Source organism: Asticcacaulis sp. DW145 (genome assembly GCF_037101385.1).
Classification (GTDB): domain Bacteria; phylum Pseudomonadota; class Alphaproteobacteria; order Caulobacterales; family Caulobacteraceae; genus Asticcacaulis; species Asticcacaulis currens.
In genome coordinates this window covers 1,276,720-1,294,664 of record NZ_AP029025.1, presented here as the reverse complement: position 1 = coordinate 1,294,664, position 17,945 = coordinate 1,276,720, and the positions used below count along the sequence as shown (strand labels likewise).

Below are 17,945 nucleotides of genomic sequence, written 5' to 3'. Positions count from 1 at the left end.
TCGGAAAAATTGCGCGACTACCAAAAAGTTGAGCCGATTTCGACTTAACCTAAGCGAAAAAGGCTCAACGGCGGCCCGTCGTTCCGGCGCGGATTTTATACCTCCCCGCTGTGCGGGGAGGCGGACCAGACCGCGTAGCGGTCTGGAGGTGCTTACGCCGCCTTGTTGATGCTCAGCGACGGGCGCGAGGCAGCGGCCTCTTCGACCATTTTGATGATCTGGGCGCGGCGCTCACCGATCAGCGGCATACGCGGCATCCGCACGCGCTCGGAGCCGCGACCCATGACCTGCTCGGCCAGCTTGATCGACTGCACCAGATCGTGCTCGGCATCGAGGTGCAGCAGCGGCAGGAACCAGCGATAGATTTCGAGCGCGGTCTTGGTGTCGCCCGCTTCCAGCGCCTTGACCAGCATGACGGATTCGTGCGGGAAGGCCGAGGTCAGGCCCGACACCCAGCCCTGCGCGCCCAGCAGCAGGCCTTCATAGGCCACGTCGTCGAGGCCGGCGAAGATCGAATAGCGGCTGCCAAAGGCGTTATAGACGTCGGTGAAGCGGCGCGTATCGGCGGCGGATTCCTTGATCGCCACGATGTTCTTCACCGGGCGCAGCGCTTCGAGCGCATCATTGCCGATATTGACGCGGTAGGCGGTCGGGTTGTTGTAGAGCATGATCGGCAGGGCGGTGGCATTGGCCACCTGCGTGAAGTGCTCAACCAGCTCATTCGTCTTCGGCACATAGACCATGGCCGGCAGCAGCATCAGGCCATTGGCACCGATTGTTTCGGCGTCGCGGGCAAAGGCGACGGCGCGCGGCGTGGTCAGTTCGGAGGTGCCGACGACGACCGGGACGCGACCGTTGACGACTTCGACGATGGCCGACAGCAGCATACGCTTTTCGTCGGGTTCCAGCGAATTGTTCTCGCCGCAGGTGCCGAGCGCGATAATGCCGGTCACGCCGTCCTTGATCAGGTCGTCAATTACGCGCTGGCTTTCCGGCACGTCAATGGATAGGTCTTCTTTGAATTGTGTGGTGACCGCCGGAAACACGCCGCGCCAATCGACATTCATTGTTTACTCCAACTGTTTGCGTAAGAATATATACCGTATACAATATGCGATGATGCGGCGCAAGAAGGAACGTGCATTTGTCTAAGGTCATCATTGTCGGGGGCGGAATCGTCGGTTTGTCCGTCGCCCTGGAACTCCAGAAACGCCGCGGTGACGTGACAGTGCTTGATCCGGAATCCCCCCGGAAGGGGGCATCATACGGCAATGCGGGCCATATTGCTATCGAACAGGTGGAGCCGCTGGCGTCGTGGGGTTTGATTCGCAGCGCATGGCGGCGCTGGTTCGCACGCGGCGGGGCCTTGTCTTTTCCCGCCGCTGGTGTTGCGGCGTGGTTACCCTTTGGTCTGCGGCTGATGGCCGCAGCCGCCCCGGCCCGCTTTGCCCACGGCAAGGCCGCCTTGTCGGCGCTGATGGGCGAGGCCATGCCGGCGTGGCGGCGGCTGGTGCAGTCGCTGGGTGCGCCCGACCTGATCTGCGAAGACGGCCACTATGTGGTCTGGGAGAGCGAGGCGTCGGCAAAGGCCGGTCTGGCCGCCTGGCGCGAGACGGATACCGGTTCGGCGCGTTTCCACGTCCTCACCCCGGACGAAAGGGCGGCGGTGTCGGCCCTGACGCCGCGCCCCCTGCACGGCGGCATCCGTTTTGAGAATACGGGTCAGGTCGCCGATAATGCGCGCCTGCTGGCCCAGATGGAGGCGGCGTTTCTTACGGCAGGCGGGCAGGTCGTGCGGCAAAAGGCGGTGGGGCTGAGCCTGCGCGACGGCCATGCGCAGGTCGAAAGCGATGACGGCCTGATGCGGGCGGCGGATTCGGTGATCATCTGTGCCGGGGCGCGCTCAAAGCCTTTGATGGAAGGGATCGGGCACGCGGTGCCGCTGATCGCTGAGCGCGGCTATCACATCCAGAGTGCCCGGCACGGCTGGCCCGCCGGGATGCCGCCCGTGGTGTTCGAGGACCGTTCGATGATCGTGACGGGCTTTGAGAGCGGTTTGCGCGCCGCCAGCTTTGTCGAACTGAACCGGCCCGATGCCCCGCCGGACGCGCGCAAGTGGCAGAGGCTGCGGCAACACGTCAGCGAACTGGGCCTGCCGATGGATAGCGAGGTGGCGGAATGGATGGGCATACGCCCCACCCTGCCGGACTATCTGCCCGCGATCGGCCGCAGCGACAAGGCGCAGAATCTCTACTATGCCTTCGGGCATCAGCATCTGGGCCTGACGCTCGGGCCTCTCACCGGCGAGATCGTCGCCGCCATGGTCGAAAGCGGCACGGGCCCGCAGGCCTTTGATATCAAGCGTTTTGCGTAAAGGATACGGATATGAGCATTGGCGGTTCCACCATCGAGGCCGAACTGGCGACGCTAAGCCCGCCGGTCGCGGCGGCGGCGATTGACGATTACGAATACCAGGCGCGTCTGGACAAGGCGCGGCGGCTGACGCGCGATATGGGCGCGAAGGCGCTGCTGATCGGGGCGGGGGCGTCTTTGCGCTATTTCGCCGGGGTGCCGTGGGGGGCGTCGGAGCGTCTGGTCGCCATGCTGCTGCCCGTCGATGGCGAGCCGCTGATCATCTGCCCCTATTTCGAGCGCGGGTCGCTGGAGGCCGATCTGAAGATTCCGGCGGAACTGCGCCTGTGGCAGGAGGACGAGAGCCCGCACGCCCTGATCCGATCGGCCATGCAGGACCTGGGCGGCGGTGTGCTGGCCGTCGATCCGGCGATCAGCTTCGAAATGGTCAGCCGCCTGATGCGCGAAACCGGCCTTGAGGTGCGCGAGGCCTCGGCGGTGATCAATGGCTGCCGCATGTATAAATCGGCGGCGGAACTGGCCCTGATGCAGCAGGCCAAGTCGATGACCGAAACCGTGCACCGGGCTACGGAGCGCATCCTGAAAGAGGGCATCACCACGACCGAGGTGATCAACTTTATCGAAGCCGCACACCGTAAGATGGGGGCGGCGGGCAACAGCTTCGTCATCGTGCAGTTCGGTCACGCCACCGCCTATCCGCACGGCCTGCCGGGGGTGCAGACCTTGCGCGAAAACGACCTCGTCCTGATCGACACGGGCTGCTACGTGCAGGGCTATACGTCCGACATCACCCGCACCTATGTCTATGGGCAGGCGACGGCGGAACAGCAGCGCATCTGGGACATCGAAAAGGAGGCGCAGGCCGCCGCCTTTGCCGCTGTCGAGGTGGGCAAGCCGTGCGAGAGCGTCGATTACGCGGCGCGCGCCATTCTGGAAAAGCACGGGCTGGGGCCGGATTATCAGTTGCCGGGCACGCCGCACCGCACGGGCCACGGGATTGGCCTGAGCATCCACGAACCGGCCTATCTGGTGCGCGGCGACCAGACGCCCTTGGCGCCCGGCATGTGCTTTTCCAACGAGCCGATGATCGTGGTGCCGGAGCGCTTCGGCATCCGTCTGGAAGACCATATGTATGTCACGGAATCAGGGGCGAAATGGTTTACGGAGCCACAACCGGCCATCGACCGGTTGTGAGGAGAAGCTCAACATGTCCGCATATGAGTCAGAATTCCGCGCTGAGGTCGAGGCGGCTCTCAAAGAGGCCAACGCCCCTGACGCAGTGTGGGTAACGCATGAAGAGGTCAAGGCCAATATGGAGCGTCAGAGACAGGCATTTTTGATCCGTCTTCGGGAGGCAGAACCGAAGACTTAGAGCATTCGTCGGCTCAGTTGAGCCGCCAAATGGCTCTAAGTTTTTGTTGGGTCGCGCAAATTTTCCGAAAAGTGCTATCCACTTTATGGGATTGAGCTCTAGATTCTACCATTGCCATATTGTATACCGTATAATAATCTGCCCGAAAACGACGAATAAGGGCAGATCATGGTCAGCAAGGTGGGGGCGCGGGGCGTCCTGTACGCGGTATCGGTGTCGTGTCTGGCGCTTGTGGCGGTAACGCCGGGGCAGGCTCAGACGGCGGCAGAGCTGAAGGCCATAGCCGAGGCTCCGCCGCCCGATGTCACCGGTCGCGCCGAGTGGGAGCAGCCCGAAGTCATGGCGGTCAATCGCCTGCCGATGAAGGCGACCTTCTTCAACTATGAGAGCGTGGAAAAGGCTGTGGCCGGGCAGATGGCGGCTTCGGCCAACTATCTGACGCTCGACGGCACCTGGAAATTTACCCTGTCCAAAACGCCGGAAAGCCGCCCGGTGGACTTCTATAAGCCCGACTTCGATGTCTCCGGCTGGGGCACGGTGCAGGTGCCCGGCATCCTTCAGGCGCAAGGCTATGGCGTGCCACTGTTCAGCGGGGCCGGCTATCCGTTCGGGGCCAATCAGCCCTATGTGCGCCACGAGGTGAACGAGGTCGGGTCCTATCGCCGCGACTTCGACCTGCCCGACTGGCGCGGCAAGGACGTCTTCCTGCATATCGGTGCGGCGGGGGCGGCCTATTATATCTGGGTCAATGGGCAGAAGGTCGGCTATTCCGAAGACTCCAAACTGCCGTCGGAATTCGACCTGACGCCCTATGTCCGGGCGGGTAAGAACACCATCAGCATCGAACTGTATCGCTACGCCGATGGCTCCTATCTGGAGGATCAGGACTTCTGGCGGCTGTCGGGCATCGAGCGCTCGGTCTATCTCTATGCCGAGCCCAAAACGCGGCTGGGCGACTATACGGTCACGGCTCTGCTCGACAAGACCTATACGGACGGCGTCTTCGCGCTGGAGGCCGAACTGAAAGGGGTCAAGGGGGCGGGGACCATCACCGCCACCCTTTATGACGGTAAGGCTGTGGTGCTGACGGCCAGAGGGCGCGCCACTACGGACAAGCCGGCGCACCTGTCGGGCACGATCAAAAACGTCAGACAATGGTCGGCGGAGACGCCGAACCTCTACCGCATGGTCATCGAATACCGTGACGCCAAAGGCGCTCTGGTCTCGGCCACCTCGAAAAAGATCGGCTTCCGCACCATTGAAATCCGCGATGGCGAGGTGCAGGTCAATGGCAAGCGCGTCATGATCAAGGGCGTCAACCGCCACGAGCACGACCCCCATACCTTCCGCGTCGTGTCGCCGGAAACGACGCGCAGGGACATGGAGCTGATGAAGCAGGCGCACGTCAATGCGCTGCGCATGTCGCACTATCCCAACGATCCGCACGTCTATGATCTGGCCGACGAATACGGCCTCTATGTGATGGATGAGGCCAATATCGAGAGCCATACCTATATGGCCATGATCGCCGACATCAATCAGCGCTACAAGGCGCAACTGGGCTATAAGCCGCACTGGTACGCGGCGCACCTCGACCGCGTGTCGCGCATGGTCGAACGCGACAAGAATGTCACCTCGGTCGTCTTCTGGTCGCTGGGCAATGAGGCGGGCATTGGCCCGGCCTTTGAGCGTGCGGCCGCATGGGTGCGGGCGCACGACAAGACTCGCCTGCTCAACTTTCTGGGCTATGGCACGATCGGCGAGGAGCACCGCCCCAATGCCTATGTCGATATCTACGCCCCCATGTACGACAGCCCCGTCAAGATGGCCGACTATGCGCAGGACAACCGCTACAGCCAGCCGATGATCCAGTGCGAATACGCCCACGCCATGGGCAACAGTCTGGGCAATCTGGAAGACTACTGGGAGACGATCCGCGCCTATAAGAAGCTGCAAGGCGGCTTTATCTGGGACTGGGTCGATCAGGCGGTTATCCGCAAGGACGACAAGGGTCGCGACTACTGGGCGCAGGGCTTCGACTTCCCCAAGGGCGAGTGGGAAGACGACTCGACCATCGGCGACGGCGTGGTGCAGGCCGACCGCACGCCGGACCCGGAATATTACGAGCTTCAGAAGGTCTATTCGCCGGTGGTGTTCGAAGGCGATCCCAAAACGGGGACGCTAACTGTCGTCAACCGCAACGACCTGATTGACCTGTCCGGCTATGCCTTTGGCTGGAAACTCGAAAAGGACGGGGTGACGGTGAAGACCCGCACCTTGACGGGCGTCAATGCCCCGGCGGCAGGCCGCGCGACGGTGCCGCTCGATCTCGGTACCATAAGCTATGACCCGGCAGCCGAATATGTGCTGACCGTTTCGGCCGTGGCCGCCGATGACCGTATGCCGGGCGTGCCGAAAGGCAGTTCGATGGGCTGGACGCAGTTTGTCCTTCAGACAGCGCGCCCGGCGGCCCTGACCGCCAGCGGGCCGGTGAAAGTCACCCGGACGGCGGCAACCGTCGAACTGAGCGCCGGGCCGTCGCGCCTGACGCTCGATGCCAAGACCGGCCTGCTGAGCGCCTATGCCGTCAACGGGCAGGTGCTGCTGAGCGGCGGTACGCCCTATTTCTGGCGCGGGCCGACCGATAATGATATTGGCACGGGCGTGGTGACCAGTCACGCCATCTGGAAGACCCTTAGCGAAAAGCGCACGCTGGAAACGCTGGAGGTGTCGGATGCGGGCGACGTCAAGGTCGGCTGGCGCGTCGGGGCGGGATCGGTGCGCTTTACGACCACCTGGCACCTCTATGGCGACGGCACGCTGGATGTGAAGGCCGACTATGTGCCGCTGCGTGACGACCTGCCCGATCCGCTGCGCGTCGGCCTGAAGTTTGCGACCAACCCCGCTCTGACCGATCTGCAGTGGTACGGGCGCGGGCCGCAGGAATCCTATGCTGATCGCAAGACCGGGGCGGCCATCGGCCTCTATCAGGGCAAGGTGGCCGATCAGTACCACAATTACATCCGCCCGCAGGAGTCGGGAAACAAGACGGATGTGCGCTGGATGGCCCTGACCACGGCGACGGGGCAGGGGGTGCGCGTCACCGGGCATCAGCCCCTGTCGGCCAATGCCCTGGCCTTCCCGGTTGAGGACCTCTATCAGCAGCCGGTGGGGCAGCGCCACTCGTCGGACATCGCGCCGCATGGCGACGGTACGCTGATGATCGACGCGCTTCAGACGGGTGTGGGCGGCGATACGGGGTGGAATACGGTCGGGCGTCCGCACGTCAAATACCGCATCCCCAATGCGCCGCTGAGTTATGGCTTTACGCTGCGCCCGCTGGGTCAGTGAGCGGGTGGGGCGGTGGTGCCGCGCACGATCAGGCTGAACTCCAGCCGGTGCGCTTCCTTGGTCCGCACGGCCAGATCACCGCCCAGCCCCTTGACCAGAATATCGACCGCGCGTTCGCCCATATCGGTTATCGGCTGACGGATGGTCGTCAGGGGCGGCCAGACGCTTTCGGCACCTGGGCTGTCGTCGAAGCCCACTATCGACAGGTCGGCCGGAATGGACAGGCCGAATTTCGCGGCGGCGGTCATCAGACCGAAGGCGACCAGATCGCTGCCCGCAAAGATGGCCGTCGGGCGGTCGGCCTGCCTGAGCAGGGTTTCGCCGGTTTCGATGGCGCCTTTGGCCGTGGCATTGCTGACCGTGATCAGCGGATAGGGCGGCACACAGCCCTTTTCTCGGAAGAAGCGCGTATAACCGTCATAGCGGTCGATACTGGCCCCCGTTTCCTGAAAGCCGACATACATGATCTGCCGGTGGCCCAGTTCCCACAGGTGGGCCATGACCTGTTCGGCGGCCTCCGTGTCGTTCATGTAGATGAAGGAGGAGCGTTCCAGCGCGACGCGCGGGGCGATGCGCACATAGGGGATGCCCAGTTCCTCGATAATATCGAGAATGAAGGGGCTGTCGCACATGGGGGGCGGCACGACGAGGGCATCGAAGCGCGACGAGCCGAGCCGGCGCAGCACGCTCTGCCGGTCCTCCGTCTCCATATCCCGGCACGACTCCATGATCATGTGATAGCCGTGACGGCGCGCGGCGCGCAGCACCCCCGTTTGCAAGGCGCTGTAGTAGTAGTGGATTTCGTCACTGAAGACGAGCAGCCCGACCAGATAGCTGCGCGAGCCGGGCAGAGACCGCGCGGCGGCATTGGGCTTGAAATTGTGCGCATCGACAATCGCCTGCACGCGGGCGCGCGTGGCGGCCCCGACGCCGGTTTCATGATTGAGCACGCGCGAGACCGTTTTGATGGAGACCTGCGCCTCCCGCGCAATATCAATAATGGTCAGTTTTCTCATGAGGCCGCGCAGGGTGGAGGAGATATATTTTTCCTCTGTTCTCAGACGAAGTAAACGCCTTTTATGCCCGGAGCGGATGTCAGACCCTGGCCCGACATCCGCTGCGGGTTCTGCTTTTTTAAGGTTTGCGGGTGGCGGCCTTCATCTGCGCGCTGGCGGTCAGGCCGGTATCCTCGGCGTCCTGGGCCACGGTGATCTCATAGCGACCGGCGGGCTGTACCCACTTCTGCGCCTTCGCATCAAAACGCGACAGCAGGCGCATATCGGCGGAGAGGGTGACGGTGGTGCTCTGACCGGGGGCTAGATCGACCTTGGAGAAGGCGATCAGACGCTTGGCCGGGCCGTCCGGCCTACGGTTGAGATAGACCTGCGGCGCGTCCTTGCCGCGCACGCTGCCCGTATTGGTGACCTTGAAACTGACGCTCAGGGTGTCGCCGCCCGTCACCTTGACATCGCTGTAGGCGAATGTGGTGTAGGACAGGCCATGGCCGAAGGGGAACAGCGCCTTTTGCCCCAGTGCGGCAAAGCGGCGATAGCCGACATCGGACCCTTCGTCATAGCGCACGTCGAAGACCTGACCGTCCGGCAGGCCCAGACCCGGCAGCTCGGCGCGCGGATACTGGGTGATGGCCGTGGGGAAGGTCACGGGCAGGTGGCCCGACGGATTGACCTTACCGGTCAGCACATCGGCAATGGCTTCGCCGCCGCGGTCGCCCGAATACCACGCTTCGACCACCGCCGGGGTCTGCTTCAGCCACGGCATGGCCACGGCCCCGCCGGTTTGCAGCACCACGACCGTCTTCGGATTGGCTTCGGCCAGAGCCGCGATCAGGGCGTCCTGACCGTTCGGCAGGCTGAGGTCCGGGGCGTCGTCGCCTTCGGCCATCCACTGATTGGCGAAGACGATCACAAGATCGGCCTCTTTGGCCTTGCGCGCCGCTTCGGCGGCATAGCGGCCCGTGTCGAAGCGGACGGTCGTCTGCGGCAGACGCTCCTTGAGCGCTTTCAGCGGCGAAGAGGGGTGGAAGTTCATGCGGTTAAAGGCCGCCATCATGCCTTCGCCACCGACGGGCAGGGCGATCTGTGCCGCGTCGGCGGTGACCTGAGACGAGCCGCCGCCGGACAGGACGCCCGCATCGGCGTGGCCGCCGACCACCAGAATGGTTTTGGCGCTGGCGGCCAGAGGCAGGAGGTTGCCCTCGTTTTTGAGCAGGACGATGCCTTCGGCGGCCGTCTGACGCGACACCTCGGCATTGGCGGCGCGATCGACGTTGACTGCGGGCGGCGCGTCGAACAGACCGGCGGCGAACATCGAGCGCAGGATGCGGCGGCTCATGTCGGAGACGCGGCTGGCGGGCACGGCCCCGGTCTGCACGGCGGCCTTCAGCGGATCACCGAACCACACCTGCTTGTCGAGCTGTTCGCCCGACTGCTGATCGAGACCTTTGAGCGCGAAATCCGTCGCCTTGACCGCCCCCCAGTCCGACATGACATAGCCCTTGAAGCCCCAGTCGGTCTTCAGAACCTTGTTGAGCAGGAAGTCGTTGCCGCAGGCATAGGCCCCGTTGACCAGATTATAGGCGCACATGACCGAGCCCGGCTGACCCACCTCATGCGCGATCTGAAAGGCCAGAAGGTCGGATTCGCGCATAGCGGCTTCGGAAATGACGCTGTTGGCGAAGTTGCGGCCCGTCTCCTGATCATTGACGGCAAAATGTTTCATGGTGGCGATCAGGTTCTGGCTCTGGATGCCCTTGATGGCCGCCCCGGCGATGTGCCCGGCCAACAGCGGGTCTTCGCCCGCATATTCGAAATTGCGCCCGCCGCGCGGATCCCGCGCCAGATTGACCCCGCCGGCCAGTTGCACATTGATGCCGCGCGAGCGCGCTTCCTGACCCACCACGACGCCGCCCTTATAGGCCAGGTCGGTATTGAAGGTGGCCGCCAGCAGCAGGCTGGAGGGCAGGGCGGTGGCCGTGTCGCCGGGGCGCACATTGCCGGGATTGGTGACGCCCAGAGACGCGTCGCTTTCCTGCTGCGCCGGAATGCCGAGGCGCGGCACACCGGCGATATAGCCCGCCGAGCCGATGGCCCCTTCGGGTAGCTTCATGCCGGGGAAGAAGGGGATGGCCATCGGGCCGTGCAGCAGGCCGAGGCGCTCATCCAGAGTCAGTTCCTTGTCCAGCAGGTTGGCGCGCTGATCGGGGCTGAGGGTGCGGTCCTGCCACGGCTTTGGCCCAGGGGCCTGAGGCGTGTTTTGAGCGTGGGTCGCCCCCACGCAGAGGGCCAGAAGCAGGGCGGTGGCCGAAGCGGCCCGCAGGGTTCTGGCGCGTAAAGCGGTCGTCTGTGTCATGATAGATCCCTGTTGTGTAAGCCCGTCCGGCGAGAGGGTCGCACGTCAGGCCATTGCTTTTATGTGGGCCGAAAGCCACGCGGGACACCGATCGGTCTGGCGCGAGCTCCGGGACGTTGCCGGGCAGAAAAGCGGCGTTTACGGCCATATTTTGGGACAACGTTGTCTCAAATAGTCGCGGTTTTTGCGCTTCGTCAAGGGTTTTTGCCTCCCCTGACCCCAGGCGAGGCACCGATGCGAGGGTCTGGCTTTCACGGGGGAGAGGTGTAATTTACGTATAAAAGCCTTGCCCGAAGGGGGCGGGTCACCGGTGCGCGTCCCGCGCTTAAAATCGCTGAGCACCTTATTAAAACACTTTATTTTTAAGAATTCTTTGGTCTTTCCGGGGCGGCGGTGACGGTCGGCGGCACGGGTCAGTCTTTGGCGCGGCGCCCTTGTGGGGCAAAAGTCTCCGTCCTTTCAATGGTCTCTCAGTTCGGGCGAAGGGTCGATGGTCTGCGTATTGACAACGTTATCCTAATTCGTCAGGCTGTGGGGACGTGGAAACGGTTGAGCGGGGATGGCTTCAGCCGCAGGGGCAGGGCCTTCGGGGCGGTCACCTCTGTCGGGCGGGAAGATGGCCTGGGCTCGGGCCGCCACGGCGTCCACAGTGATGACCCTATAAAAACAAGACCCCACAGGGGTCACAGGCGAGGAAACAACATGGCTAAAGTGTCGCTTATGTCCGCCAGCCGTATGGCGCTGGCGATGGTTGCCGGTAGCGCGGTGACAATGTCCGCCCTGCCGGTTCTGGCGGCCGCACAGGCGCCGGTCGAAACGGTGTCTGGTGCGGTGAAAGGGGTCACCGCCGACGGGGTGGAATCGTTTAAGGGCATCCGCTTTGCCGCCCCGCCGCTGGGCGAACTGCGCTGGCGTGCGCCGCAGCCCGCCCCCAAATGGTCGGGGGTCAAGCTGGCCGACACCTTCGGCAATGACTGTATGCAGACGCCGTTCGGCGGGGATGCCGCCCCCTTGGGGGCGAAACCGGCCGAAGACTGTCTGTACGTCAATGTGTGGCGTCCGGCCGGGGCCACCAAGAGCGCCAAACTGCCTGTCATCTTCTGGATCTATGGCGGCGGTTTCGTCAATGGCGGTTCGTCGCCTTCGGTCTATGACGGCTCGTCCTTCGCCCGCAAGGGCGTCATCATGGTCAGCGCCAACTACCGTCTGGGGCGCTTCGGCTTCTTCGGCTTCCCGCAACTGACCAAGGACAATAAGGATAACGGCCTGCTCGGCAATTACGGCTATATGGACCAGATCGCCGCGCTGAAATGGGTCAAGGCCAATATCGCGGCCTTTGGCGGGGACCCGGACAATGTCACCATCTTCGGTGAGTCCGCCGGGGGCGGTTCGGTGCACACCCTGATGACCTCGACCCAGTCGCAGGGCCTGTTCGCCCGCGCCATCGTGCAGTCGGGCGGCGGGCGCGGCAATCTGATGGGCAACCGCACCCTGTCCGAAGACAAGCCCGGCCTGCCGTCGGCGGAAACGCTCGGCGTCAATTTCGCGCGGCGCAAGGGCATTCAGGGCACAGGGCCGGAGGCGCTGGCGGCGCTGCGCAGCCTGACGGCGGAAGATGTCAATGACGGCCTGGGCATGATGACCATGAGTCAGGCCACGCAGACCTATGGCGGCCCGATGGTCGATGGCGTTATCGTCAGCGACTCGCCGCAGGCCGTCTATGAGGCCGGGCGTCAGGCCAAGGTGCCCTTCATGATCGGGGCGGTCACCGCCGATATCGGCTTTGGCTTTGCGCCCAGCAAGGACGCAGCGTTTGCCGCCTTCGGTCCGCTGGCCGACAAGGCGCGCGCCGCCTACGATCCGGACGGCAGCAAGTCCTTGCAGCAGGTCAATACCGAAATCGCCATGGACAAAACCATGGTCGAGCCGTCGCGCTTCGTGGCGGCCACGCTGGCGGCGCAGGGCCTTCCGGCCTATGAGTTCCGCTTCGGCTACGTGGCGGAATCGATGAAGGCGGAATGGAAGACGGGCACGCCGCACGCCACCGAAATCCCCTATGTCATGAACACGGTCAAGGCCAAGTACGGTGACAAGCTGACGGCGGCTGACGCGAAGATCGCCGATCAGACCAACAGCTACTGGGCCAATTTCGCCAAGACGGGCAATCCCAACGGCCCGGGCCTGCCCCACTGGCCGGCCTATGACGCGGCGAAGGACGAGCTGATGCTGTTCACCGCCGAAGGCGTGCCGGTCAGTCAGGTCGATCCGTGGAAGGCGCGCATGGAGGTCACGGCCGCGGCGGCGTCCCTGCCGCCCGCGCCGCCGCCGCCGACGCGTACCGCCGATGGCCATTTCGGCAGCAAGGTGTCGCCGCTGGGGGATATGCTCGACGATGCCGCGGCCAAGGCCGTGCTGAGCAAACATATTCCCGACGTGGTGAACAGCCCGCAGATCGGTATGGCGCGGGGCCTGACCCTGCTGGCGCTTCAGGCCTATATCCCCAGCCTGACCGACGCCCTTCTGGCGAAGATCGACGGTGATCTGGCGGCCCTTCCGGCCAAAAAATAAGCCAAAAAAAAAGGACCGTCTGGCGCGCGCCCGGCAGCGGGGGCTCGCCAGACCTCATAATCCTATCGACAGGGAATTCAGGATGACGTTCGTGAAGCGCTCTCTCATTGCCACGGTCGCCCTTGGCGCCATGCTTGTGTCCGCGGCTCCCGCTCTGGCGCAGTTCGGCCCGCCGCCGCCCCCGCCGCCGCCCAAGGCAACGCCGTGGACAAACACGGCGCTCGATGCCCATACGCGCGCCGAGCTCCTGCTGAAGGAGATGACGCAGACCGAGAAACTGGCCCTGCTGATGGGGCATTTCGGCACCAATGCCGAATGGATGAACCTGCGCGGCGATATTCCGGGTCTGGGGTGGAAGATGCCGGCGGAGGCCCGTCCGCAATCGGCCGGTTTCGTCTTCGGTGTGCCGCGTCTGGGCATCCCGAACCAGTGGCAGGCCGATGCCGGTATCGGTGTCGCCTCTCAGGCCGGGCCGGCGCCGCGCCTGCGTACCGCCCTGCCGTCGGGGTTGGCCACCGCCGCCACCTGGGACCGTCAGATGGCCTTTGCCGGCGGGGCGATGATCGGCCGCGAAGCGCGCCTGTCGGGCTTCAATGTGTTACTGGCGGGCAGCGTCAATCTGGCCCGCGAACCGCGCAATGGCCGCAATTTCGAGTATGGCGGCGAAGACCCGCTGCTGGCCGGGGTCATGGTGGGTGAGCAGATTCGCGGCATCCAGTCGAACCAGATCATTTCGACGCTCAAACACTTTGCCTTCAACGATCAGGAAACGCACCGCAACTCGGCCTCGGCCAATATTTCGGACAAGGCGGGGCGCGAATCCGACCTGCTGGCCTTTCAGTACGCGCTGGAAGTCGGCAAGCCGGGGGCCGTGATGTGCGCCTATAACCGCGTCAATGGCGTCTATGCCTGCGAGAACGATTACCTGCTCAATACGGTGCTGAAAAAGGACTGGGGCTTCAGCGGCTTCGTCATGTCGGACTGGGGCGCGACTCATTCGACCATTCCCGCTGCCAATGCCGGCCTCGATCAGCAATCGGGCTATCCGTTCGACAAGGCCCCCTATTTCGCGGGCGCGCTGGCCGATGCGGTCAACAGCGGTCAGGTGCCGGAGGCGCGCCTCGATGACATGGCGCGGCGTGTCCTGTGGGCCCTGTTCTCGACCGGGGCCTTCGACAAGGCCGTCGAGGTGAAGGAGGCCGAGATCGACTTTGCCGCGCACGGCAAGGTGTCGCAGGCCGACGCCGAAGCGGGCATGGTGCTGCTGAAAAACGAGGGCGTCCTGCCGCTGGCTGCCAGTGCCAGAAAGATCGTCGTGCTGGGTGGCTATGCGGATCGTGGCGTGCTGTCGGGCGGCGGTTCGTCTCAGGTCTATGGCCACGGCGGCAATCCGGTGGCCGATCTCAACCTGGGGCCCAAATTCTTCCCCGGCCCGGTGACCTATTATCCGGATGCGCCGGTGGCCGCGCTCAAGCGTCTCACCAGGGCCGAGGTGGTCTATGACGACGGCAAGGACCTCAAGGCGGCTGCCGAACTGGCCCGCAGCGCCGATGTGGTCATCGTTTTCGGCACCCAATGGACCGCCGAGGCGATAGACGCGGCACTGAAACTCGATCAGAACGGCGACGCCCTGATCGAGGCCGCGGCTGCGGCCAATCCCAACACCATCGTCGTGCTGCAAACTGGCGGACCGGTGCTGATGCCGTGGCTGTCGAAGACACGCGCCGTGCTGGAGGCCTGGTATCCGGGAACGCAGGGCGGGACGGCCATTGCCCGCGTCCTGATCGGGGCGGTGTCGCCGTCGGGCCGCCTGCCTCTCACCTTCCCGGTGTCGCTGGATCAGTTGCCGCGACCGGTGCTCGACGGGCTGGGCCAGCCGGACAAGCCCGTGACCCAGATCAATTACGAGATCGAAGGGGCCGCTGTGGGTTATAAATGGTTCGACCGGCAAAACCTCAAACCCCTGTTCGCCTTCGGCCACGGCCTGACCTATTCGCGATTCGCCTATAAGGGCCTGAAGGCCGATCTGCGCGACGGTACCCTGTCGGTCAGCCTCACGGTCGCCAATACCGGCAAGCGGGCCGCTGCCGATGTGCCGCAAATCTATGTGGCGGCCCCGCAGGCGGCGGGCTGGGAAGCGCCCAAGCGTCTGGCGGGCTGGGACAAGGTGGCGCTGAAACCGGGGCAGAGCCGCACCGTGACCGTGCCGGTCGATCCGCGCACCCTCGCCACCTACGATCCGGCGGGCCGCCTGTGGCGGATCAGGGCCGGTACCTACACGGTGGCGGTTGGGTCGGCGGCAGATGCTCTCGGCCCGAAGGTCGAGGTGACGCTGCCGGAGGCGACCTTCGATGTGAAAGGGCAGCGACTCGCCGGAAACTGATGGTTTCCTGGCGACGCGCCTGCGCCGGTCCGGCTCCCCCCGGACCGGCTTTTCTTATGGTGGCTTCCGGCAAAACGCCGGGGCCACACGATAGGTTGACTTATTTGTATATAATATACAAAATGCCCTTTTGTGGTGATGCGAAGGGGCAGAGGGTCATGAAGCGTTGCGTCCGGATTTCGGCCCTTGTGGCCCTGAGCCTTCTGAACAGCACGGCCCTGATGCCCACCGGGGCGGTGGCGCAGACACTGGCCGCCAAGGCTGCCCCCAGCGTGACCGCCTACGAAAAAGCCATCGGCCTGCGCGAAGCGTGGTCCGGTCTGACGCGCGATATAGCCGAACCGGCGCAATGGCTGGATGGCACGCAGACCTTCATCTACCGCAAGACGGTCGCAGGCGGGTTTCAGTTCATCCGTATGGACGCGGCGACGGGGCAGAAGCAGGTGGCCTTCGACCACGACCGGCTGGCCGCGGCCTTCAATGCGGCGGCGGGCACGGCGTTCAGCGGCCTGACCCTGCCGTTCACGCCGCCCTTTTCGATGACGCAGTTCAGCGATGGCGGCCAAAAGGTCGCTATCCGCTGGGATGAGGCGATGTGGTCTTGCGATCTCGTGGCCTATCTATGTGAAAAGACCGTGGACCGGCGGCAGGATCGCGGCTTTTCCGGCGTGGTGCGCGACCTCAGATCACCGGCTGACAATACGCCCAAACCCTCACCGGACGGTCAGTGGCTGGCCTTTGTCGAAGGCTTCAACCTCGTCATCCGTCCCGGCGCCGGGGGCGAGACGATCCGCCTGTCCACCGACGGGTCGCAGGGGCAGTTCTACGATCCGGAATCGATCCAGTGGTCGCCGGATTCGCAAAAGATCGTCGCCTATCGCGTCCAGCCGGGCTTTCGCCGCGAAGTGGTGCGGGTCATCTCCTCGCCCCCCGATCAGGTGCAGCCCAAGGTCGATACCCAGCTCTATGTGAAACCCGGCGACCCTATCGACATCGACCGGCCCGTGCTGTTCGAGGTCAGGACGCGCCGTCAGATCGAGATTGCCACCGATCTCTTCCCCAATCCCCTGTCGCTGAGCCATCTGAGCTGGCGCAAGGACAGTCGCGGCCTGCGCTTTGAGTATGATCAGCGCGGCCATCAGATCTATCGCTTGATCGAGGCCGATGCGGCGACGGGCCGGACGCGCGTCGTGGCCGAGGACCGCTCGGACACCTTCATCAACAGCTACAGCCGACGCTTCAGCTACGATGTGGGGGGTGAGGGGCGCGAGCTGATCTGGATGTCGGAGCGCGACGGCTGGAACCACCTCTATCTGTACGACGCCATGACCGGCCAGGTGAAGACGCAGATCACGAAGGGTGAATATGTGGTGCGTCAGGTGCTGAAGGTCGATGACAAGGCGCGCCAGATCTATTTCGCCGCCAACGGCAGGCGTAAGGGCGAAGACCCGTACTTCCAGCACTATTACCGCGTGGATTTCGACGGCAGAAATCTGACACCGCTGACCACGGCCCCGGCTTATCACGATGTCAGCGTCTCGTCGGACATGCAGTACTATACCGACACCTATTCGCGGGTGGACCTGCCCAATGTGATGGAGCTGCGCCGGGTGGCGGACCGCAGCCTTGTCACCACGGTCGAAAATGGCGATATTTCGCGCCTGACGGCGGCGGGCTTCAAACCGCCGGAGGTGTTTACGGCGAAAGGTCGTGACGGCAAAACCGATATCTGGGGCGTCATCGTGCGCCCGACCAATTTCGATCCGAACACAAAATACCCGGTCATTGAAAACATCTATGCGGGGCCGCATTCGTCCTTTGTGCCCAAGACCTTCTGGCCCTTCGGCCCGCACTCCAGCGGCGACAAGGTGATCGGCATGCAGTCTCTGGCCAATATGGGCTTCATTGTGGTGCAGATCGACGGCATGGGGACGCTGAACCGTTCCAAGGCCTTTCATGATGTGGCGTGGAAAAACCTTCAGGATGCGGGTTTCCCCGATCGCATCGCCTGGCACAGGGCGGTGGCCGCCCGTTACCCTTATTACGACATCAGCCGGGTCGGCATCTATGGCGGCTCGGCGGGCGGGCAGAACACGCTGAGCGCCCTTGAGGAATATCCTGACTTCTACAAGGCCGGGGTCGCCTATGCCGGCTGTTACGATAACCGCATGGACAAGATCGACTGGAATGAGGCGTGGATGGGCTGGCCCGTCGATGCCAGCTATGCCCGCGCTTCGGGGGTCGAAAACGCCCATAAGCTGAAGGGCGACCTGCTGCTGGTCGTCGGCGAACTGGACATGAATGTCGATCCGGCTTCCACGCTTCAGGTGGTCAATGCCCTGATCAAATCGCGCAAGGATTTCGACCTGATCGTGGCGCCGAACGAAGGCCACGGTGCCTTGCGCAATACGGGCGATGTCAATTACGGCCTGCGCCGTCAGTACGACTTCTTCATCCGCCACCTGCAAGGCGAAGCGACTCCGGCGTGGAATGCGCGCCCTGACACCCTGCCGAAAACGAAGTGACAAG

General features: G+C 63.9%; 10 protein-coding genes. 7 read left to right on the top strand and 3 right to left on the bottom strand.

What is annotated here, in order from left to right; all coding sequences use genetic code 11:
• Nucleotides 1–152 precede the first annotated feature (152 nt).
• A complete protein-coding gene (locus tag AACH73_RS17075) occupies nt 153–1,067 on the bottom strand; it encodes a dihydrodipicolinate synthase family protein (RefSeq protein ID WP_272742379.1) in 915 nt (304 codons plus the stop codon).
• A gap of 77 nt (nt 1,068–1,144) precedes the next feature.
• Between AACH73_RS17075 and AACH73_RS17070 the strand changes: the two genes are divergently transcribed.
• From AACH73_RS17070 to AACH73_RS17055, 4 genes are all read left to right on the top strand, one after another.
• A complete protein-coding gene (locus AACH73_RS17070; RefSeq protein ID WP_338735962.1) occupies nt 1,145–2,374 on the top strand; it encodes an FAD-dependent oxidoreductase in 1,230 nt (409 codons plus the stop codon).
• Nucleotides 2,375–2,385: 11 nt separating this feature from the next.
• Nucleotides 2,386–3,567: a Xaa-Pro peptidase family protein gene (locus tag AACH73_RS17065; RefSeq protein ID WP_272742377.1), complete on the top strand. Its 1,182-nt coding sequence runs from the start codon at nt 2,386–2,388 to the stop codon at nt 3,565–3,567.
• A 13-nt stretch (nt 3,568–3,580) separates the two neighbouring features.
• Nucleotides 3,581–3,745, top strand: a complete 165-nt coding sequence (locus AACH73_RS17060; RefSeq protein WP_272742376.1) for a hypothetical protein — start codon at nt 3,581–3,583, stop codon at nt 3,743–3,745.
• Between the two features lie 168 nt (nt 3,746–3,913).
• The gene (locus tag AACH73_RS17055; protein ID WP_272742375.1) at nt 3,914–7,096 is read left to right on the top strand and encodes a glycoside hydrolase family 2 TIM barrel-domain containing protein; all 3,183 of its coding nucleotides are present in this window, start codon (nt 3,914–3,916) and stop codon (nt 7,094–7,096) included.
• On the opposite strand, the gene AACH73_RS17050 is transcribed toward AACH73_RS17055, so the two are convergent.
• On the bottom strand, nt 7,090–8,112 hold the full coding sequence (locus AACH73_RS17050; RefSeq protein ID WP_272742374.1) for a LacI family DNA-binding transcriptional regulator: 1,023 nt from the start codon (nt 8,110–8,112) through the stop codon (nt 7,090–7,092). The genes AACH73_RS17055 and AACH73_RS17050 overlap by 7 nt on opposite strands.
• A 118-nt stretch (nt 8,113–8,230) precedes the next feature.
• Entirely contained in the window at nt 8,231–10,465 is a 2,235-nt protein-coding gene (locus tag AACH73_RS17045) for a glycoside hydrolase family 3 C-terminal domain-containing protein (protein ID WP_272742373.1), read from the bottom strand.
• A gap of 720 nt (nt 10,466–11,185) precedes the next feature.
• Here AACH73_RS17045 and AACH73_RS17040 point away from each other — a divergent pair.
• The 3 genes from AACH73_RS17040 (at nt 11,186) to AACH73_RS17030 (ending at nt 17,941) form a co-directional block, all read left to right on the top strand.
• Entirely contained in the window at nt 11,186–13,033 is a 1,848-nt protein-coding gene (locus tag AACH73_RS17040) for a carboxylesterase family protein (RefSeq protein WP_338735961.1), read from the top strand.
• A gap of 82 nt (nt 13,034–13,115) precedes the next feature.
• Nucleotides 13,116–15,416 carry a glycoside hydrolase family 3 C-terminal domain-containing protein gene (locus AACH73_RS17035; RefSeq protein ID WP_338735960.1) on the top strand — a complete coding sequence of 767 codons (2,301 nt, stop codon included), beginning with the start codon at nt 13,116–13,118 and terminating at the stop codon, nt 15,414–15,416.
• A 158-nt stretch (nt 15,417–15,574) separates the two neighbouring features.
• Nucleotides 15,575–17,941: a DPP IV N-terminal domain-containing protein gene (locus AACH73_RS17030; protein ID WP_338735959.1), complete on the top strand. Its 2,367-nt coding sequence runs from the start codon at nt 15,575–15,577 to the stop codon at nt 17,939–17,941.
• The last annotated feature ends 4 nt before the right edge of the window (nt 17,942–17,945 follow it).

What these genes read in the sequence shown, in the direction of transcription:
- AACH73_RS17075 (WP_272742379.1), bottom strand. Translation starts at nt 1,067, where the DNA reads ATGAATGTCGATTGGCGCGGCGTGTTTCCGGCGGTCACCACACAATTC.
- AACH73_RS17065 (WP_272742377.1), top strand. Translation starts at nt 2,386, where the DNA reads ATGAGCATTGGCGGTTCCACCATCGAGGCCGAACTGGCGACGCTAAGC.
- AACH73_RS17060 (WP_272742376.1), top strand. Translation starts at nt 3,581, where the DNA reads ATGTCCGCATATGAGTCAGAATTCCGCGCTGAGGTCGAGGCGGCTCTC.
- AACH73_RS17055 (WP_272742375.1), top strand. Translation starts at nt 3,914, where the DNA reads ATGGTCAGCAAGGTGGGGGCGCGGGGCGTCCTGTACGCGGTATCGGTG.
- AACH73_RS17050 (WP_272742374.1), bottom strand. Translation starts at nt 8,112, where the DNA reads ATGAGAAAACTGACCATTATTGATATTGCGCGGGAGGCGCAGGTCTCC.
- AACH73_RS17045 (WP_272742373.1), bottom strand. Translation starts at nt 10,465, where the DNA reads ATGACACAGACGACCGCTTTACGCGCCAGAACCCTGCGGGCCGCTTCG.
- AACH73_RS17040 (WP_338735961.1), top strand. Translation starts at nt 11,186, where the DNA reads ATGTCCGCCAGCCGTATGGCGCTGGCGATGGTTGCCGGTAGCGCGGTG.
- AACH73_RS17035 (WP_338735960.1), top strand. Translation starts at nt 13,116, where the DNA reads ATGACGTTCGTGAAGCGCTCTCTCATTGCCACGGTCGCCCTTGGCGCC.
- AACH73_RS17030 (WP_338735959.1), top strand. Translation starts at nt 15,575, where the DNA reads ATGAAGCGTTGCGTCCGGATTTCGGCCCTTGTGGCCCTGAGCCTTCTG.